This is a genomic window from Pseudomonas sp. NPDC087598 (assembly GCF_044743525.1).
Lineage (GTDB): Bacteria > Pseudomonadota > Gammaproteobacteria > Pseudomonadales > Pseudomonadaceae > Aquipseudomonas.
Genome location: NZ_JBIUWQ010000051.1, coordinates 17,604 through 30,538, shown reverse-complemented (window position 1 = coordinate 30,538; position 12,935 = coordinate 17,604). Strand labels below are relative to the sequence as shown.

Genomic DNA, 12,935 nt, shown 5'->3' with positions numbered 1-12,935 from the left:
GGAGTTTTCCATGACGGCCCACGCCGACCTTTCGCCGACCCTCCAACTCGCCATCGACCTGATCCGCCGTCCGTCCGTGACGCCGGTCGACGCCGATTGCCAGAAGCAGATGATGCAGCGCCTGGGCGATGCCGGTTTTACCCTCGAGCCGATGCGCATCGAAGATGTGGATAACTTCTGGGCCACCCACGGCAACAACGACGGCCCGGTGCTGTGCTTCGCCGGTCACACCGACGTGGTGCCGACCGGTCCGGTAACGGCCTGGCAGATCGACCCGTTCAACGCGCTGATCGATGAACACGGCATGCTCTGCGGCCGTGGTGCGGCGGACATGAAAGGCAGCCTCGCGTCGATGACCGTCGCCGCTGAACGTTTTGTCGCCGACTACCCGAGCCACAAGGGTAAAGTCGCGTTCCTGATCACCAGCGACGAAGAAGGCCCGGCGCATCACGGCACCAAGGCTGTGGTTGAACGTCTGGCTGCGCGCAACGAACGTCTGGACTGGTGCATCGTCGGCGAACCGTCGAGCACCACGCTGGTCGGCGACGTAGTAAAAAACGGTCGCCGTGGCTCGCTGGGCGCCAAACTCACCGTCAAAGGCATTCAGGGTCACGTCGCCTACCCGCACCTGGCGAAGAACCCGATTCACCTCGCTGCTCCGGCGCTGGCTGAACTGGCCGCCGAACATTGGGATCACGGCAACGATTTCTTCCCGCCGACCAGTTTCCAGATTTCCAACGTCAATTCCGGCACCGGCGCGACCAACGTGATCCCCGGCGATCTGGTGGCGGTGTTCAACTTCCGCTTCTCCACCGAGTCGACCGTCGAAGGCCTGCAGAAGCGTGTTGCCGACATCCTCGACAAGCACGATCTGGACTGGCACATCGACTGGGCGCTGTCCGGCCTGCCGTTCCTCACCGAACCGGGCGCGCTGCTCGACGCGGTGTCGGCGAGCATCAAGGACATCACCGGCCGCGAGACCAAGGCATCCACCAGCGGCGGTACCTCCGATGGCCGCTTCATCGCGACCATGGGCACGCAAGTGGTTGAACTGGGCCCGGTCAACGCGACCATTCACCAGGTCAACGAGCGCGTACTGGCGGCCGATCTCGACGTGCTGACCGAGATCTACTACCAGACTCTGATCAAGTTGCTCGCCTGATGCTGGCGTGTCCGATCTGCAGTGAGCCGCTGAATGCGCTGGACAACGGCGTGGTCTGCCCCGCCGGGCATCGCTTCGACCGCGCACGGCAGGGTTACCTGAACCTGCTGCCGGTGCAGCACAAGAACAGCCGCGACCCTGGCGACAACCAGGCGATGGTCGAAGCCCGCCGAGACTTCCTCAACGCCGGGCATTACGCCCCGGTGGCCAAGCGTCTGGCAGAACTGGCGGCCAGTTATGAGCCGGATCGTTGGGTCGATATCGGTTGTGGCGAGGGTTACTACACCGCGCAAATCGCTGCGGCCCTGCCGGATGCCGATGGCTACGCGCTGGACATTTCTCGCGAGGCTGTCAAACGCGCCTGCAAACGCAATCCCGCGCTGACCTGGTTGATCGCCAGCATGGCCCGCGTGCCGCTGGCGTCGGGCAGTTGCCAGTTTCTCGCCAGCGTTTTCAGTCCTCTGGACTGGGCAGAAGCCAAGCGTCTGCTCAGCGTCGGCGGCGGTCTGATGAAAGTCGGCCCGACCAGCGGCCATCTGATGGAGTTGCGCGAGCGCCTGTACGACGAAGTGCGCGAATACACCGACGACAAGCATCTGGCCCTGGTGCCGGAAGGCATGGCGCTGGCGCACAGTGAAACCCTGGAATTCAAACTGACGCTGGACAAGCCCGAAGACCGCGCCAACCTGTTGGCGATGACACCCCACGGCTGGCGCGCCAGTGCCGAGCGTCGTGCGGCGGTAATCGAGCAGGCCGAGCCGTTCGAGACCACCGTGTCGATGCGCTACGATTACTTCGTTCTTCAATAACTTTTGGTTCCGGGCAAACGCCCGGGGCCGGCTAAATCCGCGAATGGATTTTTCAGACCCGCAGTGAGGACATCCATGCGCCAACCGGACATCGAGATTTACCTGAAAGACGCCGACGTCGACCACAAGGCCATCTCGGCCTGGCTGGGCGAAGCGCTGGGCCCGTGCAGCGACTGGGTACAGAAAGGCCAGACCTACAAGTGCAAGGCCGGCAATGTGCCGGTGACCTGGCTGCCGAAAGCCGTGGGCAAATGGAACAGCCTGTACCTGGAAAGCGGCCAGACGCCTTGGGACGACGACATCGCCTGCGCCCGCGCAGCCTTTGCTGCGTTGAACGTGGAAGTGCGTTGTGCGCCAGGAACGTGGGTCGAAGAGGAAGGTGAAGAGACGGCGGATCGCTGGATTCGTATCAGCGCCGACGGTGAAGAAGAGATCACCTGGAAAACCGCGTAACAACAGGCAACGCAGATCCCATGTGGGAGCGAGCCTGCTCGCGAATGCGGTGTATCAGTCACCATTCATATCGACTGACACTACGCATTCGCGAGCAGGCTCGCTCCCACAGTGGTTTTTGGCGTTCTGAAGAGTTGTATTACAGGCCTACAACATCCTCGGCCTGCAAACCCTTCTCACCAGTAATCACTGCGTACTCGACCTGTTGACCCTCGGTCAGCGACCGATGCCCTTCGCCACGAATCGCGCGGTAGTGCACGAACACGTCCACCCCGTCCTCGCGCTGAATAAAGCCGTAGCCCTTGGCGTCGTTGAACCACTTCACGTTGCCGGTTTCACGTGTTGCCATCTGTTCATACTCCTTTTTTATTATTGAGCGGGCTTTTCGCAGGAAAGCCTCTTGAGGAACGTCAGCCTGCGCCCGACGTCCATTAAAGGGTCCCGGCGACAGACCGCCGAGTATATGACAGGCGACAAAACTCTCAACAGGAGATTACTTCGCCGCTTTTTTGCCGATTTTCGAGTAATCCGGCAAACTGTCGACCGCCCGAGCACTTGCTCGGTTTTATCCACTCATGCAGAAGCCGTATGACCCGCTCCCCGTTCCGCCGTCTTGTGTTTGGCACCTTGCGCCGACTGTTGTATCTCTGGGTTCGCTCCGAGACGATCAACCAGTCGTCGTTCACCCTCAACCTCGACCGCAGTCGTCCGGTGTTCTACGTCCTGCAAAACCCATCGCTGACCGATCTGGCGGTGGTCGATACCGAGTGCACCAAGGCCGGCCTGCCGCGTCCGGTGCTGCCGGTGTCAGTGGGTTCGCTGATCGAGCCCGCCGCGTTCTTCTATCTGACCCCGGACCCGGACTGGCTCGGTCGTCAGGACAAACGCGGCGCGCCGCCGACCCTGACACGACTGGTCAGCGCGCTCACGCAGAATGCTGCCGAAGACGCACAGATCATTCCGGTCAGCGTGTTCTGGGGGCAGTCGCCAGACAGCGAAAACAGCCCATGGAAACTGTTGTTCGCCGACAGTTGGGCCGTCACCGGACGCCTGCGTCGACTGCTGAGCATCATCGTCCTCGGGCGTAAAACCCGTGTGCAATTCTCCGCGCCGATCCACCTGCGCGAACTGATCGAACACAATAAGGGCCACGAGCGCACCGTGCGCATGGCCCAGCGCATCCTGCGTGTGCACTTCCGCAATCTGAAAGCCGCGGTCATCGGCCCGGACATTTCCCACCGCCGCAACCTGGTCAAAGGCCTGCTCAACCAGCCGCTGGTCAAGCAAGCAATCCTCGACGAAGCCGAGCGCGAGAACATCTCGCCGGAGAAAGCCAAGGCCCAGGCCCTGCGCTACGGCAACGAGATCGCCTCGGACTACACCTACACCGCGATCCGCTTCCTTGAAGTGGTGCTGAGCTGGTTCTGGAACAAGATTTACGACGGCATCAAGGTCAACCACATCGAAGGCGTGCAAAAGGTCGCCCAGGGTCACGAAGTGATCTACGTGCCGTGCCACCGCAGCCACATCGACTACCTGCTGCTGTCGTACTTGCTGTTCCGCAACGGCCTGACCCCGCCGCACATTGCCGCCGGGATCAACCTGAACATGCCGGTGATCGGCAGTCTGCTGCGTCGTGGCGGCGCGTTCTTCATGCGCCGCACCTTCAAAGGCAATCCGCTGTACACCTCGGTGTTCAACGAATACCTGCACACCCTGTTCACCAAAGGCTTCCCGGTCGAATACTTCGTCGAGGGCGGGCGCTCGCGCACCGGGCGCATGCTGCAGCCGAAAACCGGCATGCTCGCCATCACCATGCGTAGTTTCCTGCGTTCGTCGCGTATGCCGATCGTGTTTGTGCCGGTTTACATCGGCTACGAGCGCGTGCTGGAAGGTCGCACCTACCTTGGCGAACTGCGCGGCGCGAGCAAGAAGAAAGAGTCGATCTTCGACATTTTCAAAGTCATCGGCGCACTCAAGCAGCGCTTCGGTCAGGTCGCGGTGAACTTCGGAGAGCCGATTAAACTGGCGGAATTCCTCGACGCCGAACAACCGGACTGGCGCCAGCAAGAACTCGGCCCGCAGTACAAACCGGCGTGGCTTAACGAGACCACCAACCGTCTCGGCGAAAAAGTCGCCCAGCACCTCAATGAAGCGGCGGCGATCAACCCGGTCAACCTGGTGGCGCTGGCGCTGCTGTCGACCAGCCGTCTGGCACTGGATGATCGGGCAATGGCGCGGGTGCTGGATCTGTACCTGGCGCTGCTGCGCAAGGTCCCGTATTCGCCGCACACCACATTGCCGGAGGGTGATGGTCGCGCGCTGATCGAGCATGTGAAGGACATGGATCTGCTGTCCGAACAAAACGATGCGCTGGGCAAGATTCTCTATCTGGACGAGCAAAATGCCGTCCTGATGACCTACTACCGCAACAACGTGCTGCACATCTTCGCCCTGCCGGCGCTGCTGGCGAGCTTCTTCCAGAGCGCCTCGCGCATGAGCCGCGAACAGATCCTGCGCTACACCCACGCGCTGTATCCGTACTTGCAGTCGGAGCTGTTCATCCGCTGGAGCCTGGACGAACTCGACGCGGTGGTCGATCAATGGCTGGAAGCGTTCGTCGAGCAAGGCTTGCTGCGTTTCGAGAAAGACGTGTACCTGCGTCCGGCACCGAGCTCGCGGCATTTCGTGCTGCTGACCCTATTGTCGAAGAGCATCGCTCAGACCCTGCAACGCTTCTACATGACTGTCTCGCTGTTGCTCAATGCCGGCCAGCACAGCGTCAGCGCCGAAGAACTGGAAGACCTCTGCACGGTCATGGCCCAGCGCCTGTCGATCCTGCACGGCCTCAACGCCCCGGAGTTCTTCGACAAGAGCCTGTTCCGCCACTTCATCCAGACCATGCTCGACCTCGACGTGCTGCGTCGCGATGAGGCCGGCAAACTGAGCTATCACGAACTGCTCGGCGAACTCGCCGAAGGCGCGGCCAAGCGCGTATTGCCGGCGGAGATTCGTTTGTCGATCCGCCAGGTTGCACTGCATCGCAGTGAAGATGCTGCGGAAACAGCAGTTACACCTCAAGCTTGAAACTTGTAGACAACTAACGGGGGAGTGCTTCTATTCCCCCTTTGCTTTATCTATGAATTAATAGGCTCTATCAATAACTCACGATAGGGATATCGAAATGAGCCTGTTAAATGAACAACCCGGCATAGTAACTTTACACTTCAATCTGCCTACTGAGTTTCAAGTGCCGCTTACTGGCGAAAACGAAACCGTCGTCAGCGTCAAAGTTGTCAATGCCAAATCGCCGGTAACGGTCAAGGACTGGCGCCATCCTGCATTTTTTGGCAATACCTGGAAGTTTCACTTCCCACATAACTACGAAGGCGTGGGTGTGAAATACCAGGTTCATATTCAGATGTTTCACAACCAACAGCCCTTGCTGGTCGAGCTGGACTATTTCGTCGTAGTCAATCAGGCTCCCTACAGCAAGACTGTGAACCTGAGTCCGCTCGGGATGCTCTACGTCGAAGTTAAATTGCCGGAAACATCACCGGCCGAGGAAGCCATCACGATCAGCTTGCATGAGGCTACCGCTCCGAAAGTTGAACTTGTGCGCATCAAGCACGATGAACGGACAGCAACTTCTTTTTATCTCAAATATGATCCCGACAGCGTTATACCCGGTAAGCGTTATGCACTGACGGGCGTCGAAAACCGTTATCACCAGCAAGTTCAAGTGTCCCCGGGAGCTGTAGAACTCTCACCCGTTTCGCGAAATCTCAGTGCACGTCTTTTCCAGTCAGTCGCACTATGGCTGGAAAAACCCTTACGTTTGTTCACTGACGCTGGCGCCAAAATCCGCTAGATTTCATCGGCGCCGGGATTTTTCCGGCGCATCTGTCTTAGAGGTCCGGATGAAAAAATTGATTCTTCTTGCCACCGCCACGCTGTTGAGCGCCTGCCAATCGACCACCCCCGCCGGCAAAGTTGGCCTCGACGGCGAAGTGTTCTACCTGCAACGCATCGCCCTGCCTCCGAGCGCGACCCTGAGCGTGAGCCTACAGGATGTGTCACTGGCCGATGCCCCGGCCGTGGTGCTGGATGAGCAGAAAGGCCCGGTCAAGGGTCAGGTTCCGCTGCCCTTTCACTTGAGCTACGATCCGGCCCAGGTCAAACCCGGACACCGTTATTCGGTCAGCGCGCGCATTGAAGTCAACGGTGAATTGATGTTCATCACCACCGAAAACCACGCCGTACAACTCGACGGCAACGATCCACAGCCGTTGAAAATCCGCGTCGACGCCGTTCGTTAATTCATTTTCTGCAACAAGGAAGCCGCCATGCTCCGCCCTACCCTTCGCTTCGCCGGCCTCTGCGCGGGCCTCATGATCTCCGCCAACGTGCTGGCGCTGTCGCTCAACGACTTGTCGCAACAAGACGCCACCGGCGGTCTCAAGGACGCCCTGACCCAAGGCGCGCAACTGGCCGTCAAACAACTGGGCACCCCGGGCGGTTTCAGCAATAACCCTGAGGTGAAGATCGAACTGCCGGGCAAACTCGGTAAAGCCGCCAGCAAAATGAAAGCCTTCGGCATGGGCGCCCAGGTCGAAGAACTGGAAACCGCGATGAACAAGGCTGCGGAAACCGCCGTGACCCAGGCCCAGCCGATCCTTGTCGACGCAGTGAAGAAAATGAGCGTTGCCGACGCCAAAGGCATCCTCAGCGGCGGCAAGGATTCGGCCACGCAATACCTCGACAAATCCAGCCGCGAACAGATCCGCGCCAAGTTCCTGCCGATCGTCAAACAAGCCACAGACAAGGTCGGCGTAGCGCAGAAGTACAACTCGTTTGCCGGCCAGGCCGCGACCTTCGGTGTGGTGGACGCGAAGAGCGCCAACGTCGAAAACTACGTGACCGAACAAGCGCTGAATGGCTTGTTCGAAATGATCGGCAAACAGGAAGAAACAATCCGCCAGAACCCGGCCGCTGCGGCAACCAGTCTGGCGAAGAAAGTGTTCGGCACTCTTTAAGCCGGCACCGAACGGGAGCGAAGTTTCTCGCTCCCGTTTTTCAACTCATTTGCAATGTGCAAGAAGAACACCCACTCAGGGCCCATTTTTCTCTTTTCGAAAACCTGCAACTCGACCAGCCCGTTGAGCGTCGACATCGCTGATCCGTAAGTGCAGCCAAGGTGTTCCGCCACATTGCCTGCCGTAAACTCCTTCGCCATTCCGTTTTTGGCAGCCTGATACAACGACCGTTGCCGCTCTGTCAGTCGATCGAAGAATCCCGACCCCGTCAGCCATCGCTCAAAGTCCTCGTTGAGCGCCACGCTCTTGCGCCTGGCTTCATCAAAACAGCCCACCGCCCGCACAATCACCGAACACTGAAACTCGATGAAGTAGGTCAGATCCAACTCATCCGCCTCGGTATGCAGATAGGAACGTCCATACTTCACCGGTGCATTGCGCAACAACAGACTGATCGCAATGTAGCGAAACGCCGCGAACTCGTTCTTGAACATGAACCAATAAAACAACGCCCTCGCGACCCGACCGTTACCGTCGCGAAACGGATGCTCGTAGCCCAAGGCAAAGTGCAACGTGATCGCCTTGATCAGCGGATGCAGATAGTTTTTGTGGTGGGGTAATTCATGGGCGAGATTGATCCACTGCGAAAGCCGCTCCAGCCGCAAAACCAGCCCGGCGGCCGGTGGCGGCCGATGCACCGTGTTGCCCGCACCGTCCTGAACAACCACTTCATCATTCGCCCTGAACACACCGGGAGAATACCGCTCGTCATCAATCCCCTCGACGCCAATCCGATGCATCGCGCTGATCAACTCGACACTCAACGGTTCGTAGCGTTTTTCCCAGGCGAAATTCATCATCCGATAGTTGCCCATGACCATACGCTCGTCCGGCGTACGCGGCTGGCGCTGGCGCTTGAGCATATCCTTGGCCACACGCGTGGTCGTCGCAGCACCTTCCAGCTGACTGCTGGCGATCGCTTCGTCCTCGATCAGATCATTCAATAAATAACTGAAATGCGCCCGCTCGCCGATCTGACTGGTCATGTAGTCCAACGCAGCACTGGTCGTCTGCCGATCCACGATAGACAGGGTTCTCTGCGCCAACGGCGTCAGCAAATACTTGCCCCACTGCGCCGGTTCTCCCAACCGCAGCAAATTGACGTATTGCGCAACCCGCGCCTTCTTGACCAGAGCCCAACACAAATTGACATCCAGCCCCGCAGCCCAGCGATAGCGCAACGCTTCGAAGGGCAGATAACGTCCTTGATCATCGAACGGCTTGAGCAGTGCGAGATAATCCACCAAACGCTGCTTGTGAGGCGCACGCATCAACAAATCGAACACAGGATCAGTTCTGCCTTTCAATGCTGGTGGCTTTTTCATGAAGACAAACTCAGGAACGCTGGAAAGCAGAGGCTGGAGTACAGCATCCAAGGCACCGAGGCTCAATATCGGAGGTTTCTGAAAAAGATGTAGGAAGTGGCAGAGGCAGAGGCAGAGCGGGCCATGGGCATCCAGATAGAAATAAGTCGGCTGGCAGGCCGCCATCGCTGGCAAGCCAGCTCCCACAATTTGGATTGGGTGCATACAGACAGAGATTGGGTGGCTGTCAGGCCGTCATCGCGAGCAGGCTCACTCCTACAGTTGGAGTGCGTACATCTACAAAAACCAAGTCGGTTGGCAGGCCGCCATCGCTGGCAAGCCAGCTCCCACAATTTGGATTGGGTGCATACCGATAGAGATTGGGTGGCTGTCAGGGCGTCATCGCGAGCAGGCTCACTCCTACAGTTGGAGTAAGTACATCTACAAAAACCAGGTCGGCTGTCAGGCCGCCTTCGCTGGCAAGCCAGCTCCCACAATTTGGATTGGGTGCATACAGATAGAGATTGGGTGGCTGTCAGGGCGTCATCGCGAGCAGGCTCACTCCTACAGTTGGAGTGCGTACATCTACAAAAACCAGGTCGGCTGTCAGGCCGCCTTCGCGAGCAGGCTCGCTCCCACAGGAAAACAAAAGCAAAACACCACACCTCACCCGTGTCGCTCCTGGCCACTCAACAGGATGAGCGTTAGCTCGGCTGCAGCTCTTGATCTTGATCTGAAGGCCCGTCGGGAGGCTGAGTGGAGGGATTCATACGGGGAAAGCATCGAGAGGAGGTGCAGCGCAGCAAACCGTAGGCGATGCCCCCGGATGAACCCGGAGGGAAGGAACCCCGAGCCCCAGCGAGCGGGCCGGACGTCAGGGCACAGACCTTTGGTTCCTTTGGGCTGGGCCGGCACTCCGGCGTTTGCCAAAGGGACTCGCTGTAAGAGCGAAACCGCCAGCAGCAGCCCCCGAAGCAACGGATATTCACCCAAAACCCAAGAACATGGTCGGCCCGAAGGCCGCCACGTCACACAAAGATCAAACCTCCCGCCGAACCCGGAACCAAGCCGCATACAAAGCAGGCAAAAACAAAAGCGTCAGCGCAGTAGCAACAATCAACCCCCCCATGATCGCCACCGCCATCGGCCCAAAAAACACACTCCGCGACAACGGAATCATCGCCAGAACCGCTGCCAATGCCGTCAACACAATCGGCCGAAAACGCCGCACCGTCGCCTCGATAATCGCCTGCCAAGGCTTGAGCCCAGAGGCAATATCCTGCTCGATCTGATCCACCAGAATCACCGAGTTACGCATGATCATCCCGGACAACGCGATCGTCCCCAACATCGCCACGAACCCGAACGGCTGCCGGAACACCATCAAAAACAGCGTCACCCCGATCAACCCCAACGGCGCCGTCAAAAACACCATCGCCGTGCGCGAAAAACTGCGCAACTGCACCATCAGCAACGTCAGCACCACGACAATGAACATCGGCACCCCGGCATTTACCGACTTCTGCCCGCGCTCCGAATCCTCCACCGTGCCACCGACATCCAGCAGATAACCATCCGGCAATTCAGCTCGAATCGAATCCAGCGTCGGCATGATCTGCTTCACCAGCGTCGCCGGCTGCTCCTTGCCATAAATGTCCGCTCGCACAGTCACGTTCGGCAGACGATTGCGGTGCCAGATGATGCCTTCCTCGAAACCGTATTCGAGCGTGGCAATCTGCGACAACGCCACACTGCGACCGTTATCCGTCGGCACTGCCAGACTCGGCAACAACGACAGTTCAGTGCGCTCATGCACCGTGCCGCGCAGCAGAATCTCGATCAACTCATTGTCTTCGCGATACTGACTGACACTGGACCCGGTCAACGAACTCTGCAGAAACTTCGCCAGATTGGCCGTGCTCACCCCGAGCGCCCTGGCGCGATCCTGATCAATGTTCAGATAGACAACCTTGCTCGGCTCTTCCCAATCCAGATGCACATTGACCACATGCGGATTCTCGCGAACCTTGGCGGCAACCTTGCGCGCCAGTGCACGCACTTCCTCGATGTGTTCGCCAGTGACGCGGAACTGCACCGGATAACCAACCGGCGGACCATTCTCCAACCGCGTGACCCGCGAGCGCAGCGCCGGGAACTGTTCGTTGAGGGTGTCGATCAACCAGGTGCGCAAGGCTTCACGCTCCTCAATGTTTTTCGCCAACACCACAAATTGCGCAAAGCTCGCTGCGGGCAACTGCTGATCCAGCGGCAGATAAAAACGCGGCGAGCCCGTACCGACATAAGCCACATAGTTATCGATACCGGCGTGCTCCTTGAGCATCGCTTCCAGGCGCTTGACCTCACCCGTGGTGTTCGCCAGCGAAGCGCCTTCGGCCAGTTTCAGATCTACCATCAGTTCCAGCCGGTTCGAGGCCGGGAAGAACTGTTGCGGCACAAAGCGGAACAGCATCACCGAGGCAATAAACAGCCCGACAGTCAGCACGATCACGGTCTTGCGGTGCGCCACACACCACTCGACCAGACGACGCACCCGCTGGTAGAACGGCGTGCCGTACGGGTCCGGCTGTCCATCCGCCGTGCCGTGTTTGGCCGCATGAATTTTCGCCAGATCCGGCAGGAGTTTTTCCCCCAGGTACGGTACGAACATCACCGCCGCCACCCATGAAGCGAGCAGCGCGATGGTCACTACCTGAAAGATCGAGCGGGTGTATTCGCCGGTGCCAGACTGCGCCGTGGCAATCGGCAGGAAGCCTGCGGCGGTGATCAGCGTACCGGTGAGCATCGGGAACGCCGTGCTGGTCCAGGCATAGCTCGCCGCCCGGATCCGGTCGAAGCCCTGCTCCATTTTGATCGCCATCATTTCCACGGCAATGATCGCGTCGTCCACCAGCAAGCCCAGCGCCAGCACCAACGCGCCGAGGGAGATCTTGTGCAGGCCGATGCCGAGGTAATACATGCAGGCAAAGGTCATCGCCAGCACCAGCGGAATGGTCAGTGCCACGACCATGCCGGTGCGCACGCCCAGGGAAAAAAAACTCACCAACAACACAATCGCCAGCGCTTCAACCAAGACCTGGACGAACTCGCCGACACCGGTTTTCACCGCCGCTGGCTGGTCGGAGACCTTGCGCAACTGCATGCCGGCCGGGAGATTTTTCTGGATGCGCGAAAACTCGCCCTCCAGCGCTTTACCCAACACCAGAATGTCGCCACCGTCCTTCATCGCCACGGCCAGACCGATCGCGTCTTCGCCCATGAAACGCATGCGCGGCGCCGGTGGATCGTTGAAACCGCGACGCACGTCGGCGACATCGGAGATACGGAACGTACGATCGCCGACCCTTATAGGAAAGTTTTTTATCTCATCGACTGTCTGAAAATTCCCGGAAACCCGTAGCTGCAAACGCTCGCTGCTGGTCTCGAAGAAGCCGGCAGTGGATACCGCGTTCTGCTCCTGCAGCGCTTGCTGCACCGCTGCCAGCGGCAAGCCGAGGGTGGCGAGTTTGACGTTGGACAGTTCGACCCAGATCTTTTCGTCCTGCAAACCGAGCAGATCGACCTTGCCGACATCCTTGACCCGTTGCAGCTGGATCTGGACCCGGTCGGCGTAATCCTTGAGCACGGCGTAGTCAAAACCGTCACCGGTCAGTGCATAGATATTGCCGAACGTGGTGCCGAACTCATCGTTGAAAAACGGCCCCTGAATATCTGGCGGCAAGGTCTGGCGGATGTCGCCGACTTTCTTGCGCACCTGATACCAGAGGTCGGGGATTTCCTTGGAATGCATCGAGTCGCGGGCAATGAACGTGACCTGTGATTCACCAGGGCGCGAGAATGAAACAATGCGTTCGTACTCACCGGTTTCCATCAGTTTCTTTTCGATGCGTTCGGTGACCTGGCGCGAGACTTCCTGCGCGGTCGCGCCCGGCCAGCGAGTCTGAATGACCATGGCCTTGAAGGTGAATGGCGGGTCTTCACTCTGACCCAACTTGGTGTAGGACAACGCACCGACGATCGCCAGCAAAAGCATCACGAACAGTACGATCTGGCGATTACGCAACGCCCATTCAGAAAGGTTGAAGCGCATCGG

At 58.9% G+C, this 12,935-nt stretch carries 10 protein-coding genes; 7 read left to right on the top strand and 3 right to left on the bottom strand.

Annotated elements, in window-relative coordinates:
• Positions 1 to 10 precede the first annotated feature (10 nt).
• From dapE to ACIOWE_RS23105, 3 genes are all read left to right on the top strand, one after another.
• Positions 11 to 1,162: a succinyl-diaminopimelate desuccinylase gene (gene dapE, locus ACIOWE_RS23115; RefSeq protein WP_401396259.1), complete on the top strand. Its 1,152-nt coding sequence runs from the start codon at positions 11 to 13 to the stop codon at positions 1,160 to 1,162.
• On the top strand, positions 1,162 to 1,971 hold the full coding sequence (locus ACIOWE_RS23110) for a putative RNA methyltransferase (RefSeq protein WP_401396256.1): 810 nt from the start codon (positions 1,162 to 1,164) through the stop codon (positions 1,969 to 1,971). The genes dapE and ACIOWE_RS23110 overlap by 1 nt, the downstream gene beginning before the upstream one ends.
• A 75-nt stretch (positions 1,972 to 2,046) precedes the next feature.
• Positions 2,047 to 2,424: a hypothetical protein gene (locus ACIOWE_RS23105; protein WP_401396253.1), complete on the top strand. Its 378-nt coding sequence runs from the start codon at positions 2,047 to 2,049 to the stop codon at positions 2,422 to 2,424.
• Between the two features lie 139 nt (positions 2,425 to 2,563).
• Here ACIOWE_RS23105 and ACIOWE_RS23100 read toward each other — a convergent pair whose 3' ends face one another.
• Entirely contained in the window at positions 2,564 to 2,773 is a 210-nt protein-coding gene (locus ACIOWE_RS23100) for a cold-shock protein (protein ID WP_007908870.1), read from the bottom strand.
• Between the two features lie 239 nt (positions 2,774 to 3,012).
• Here ACIOWE_RS23100 and plsB point away from each other — a divergent pair, with 239 nt between their 5' ends.
• The 4 genes from plsB (at position 3,013) to ACIOWE_RS23080 (ending at position 7,460) form a co-directional block, all read left to right on the top strand.
• On the top strand, positions 3,013 to 5,511 hold the full coding sequence (gene plsB / locus ACIOWE_RS23095; protein WP_401396250.1) for a glycerol-3-phosphate 1-O-acyltransferase PlsB: 2,499 nt from the start codon (positions 3,013 to 3,015) through the stop codon (positions 5,509 to 5,511).
• Positions 5,512 to 5,608: 97 nt separating this feature from the next.
• On the top strand, positions 5,609 to 6,295 hold the full coding sequence (locus ACIOWE_RS23090) for a hypothetical protein (protein WP_401396247.1): 687 nt from the start codon (positions 5,609 to 5,611) through the stop codon (positions 6,293 to 6,295).
• Positions 6,296 to 6,344: 49 nt separating this feature from the next.
• Positions 6,345 to 6,743: a YbaY family lipoprotein gene (locus ACIOWE_RS23085; protein ID WP_201235032.1), complete on the top strand. Its 399-nt coding sequence runs from the start codon at positions 6,345 to 6,347 to the stop codon at positions 6,741 to 6,743.
• A gap of 27 nt (positions 6,744 to 6,770) precedes the next feature.
• Positions 6,771 to 7,460 (top strand): DUF4197 domain-containing protein, encoded by a 690-nt coding sequence (locus ACIOWE_RS23080; RefSeq protein WP_401396244.1) that lies wholly within the window; start codon positions 6,771 to 6,773, stop codon positions 7,458 to 7,460.
• Here ACIOWE_RS23080 and ACIOWE_RS23075 read toward each other — a convergent pair.
• On the bottom strand, positions 7,457 to 8,845 hold the full coding sequence (locus ACIOWE_RS23075; protein ID WP_401396297.1) for a Fic family protein: 1,389 nt from the start codon (positions 8,843 to 8,845) through the stop codon (positions 7,457 to 7,459). The two genes, ACIOWE_RS23080 and ACIOWE_RS23075, sit on opposite strands and share 4 nt — an antisense overlap.
• 1,018 nt (positions 8,846 to 9,863) lie before the next feature.
• Positions 9,864 to 12,932, bottom strand: a complete 3,069-nt coding sequence (locus ACIOWE_RS23070) for an efflux RND transporter permease subunit (protein ID WP_401396241.1) — start codon at positions 12,930 to 12,932, stop codon at positions 9,864 to 9,866.
• Positions 12,933 to 12,935: the final 3 nt, after the last annotated feature.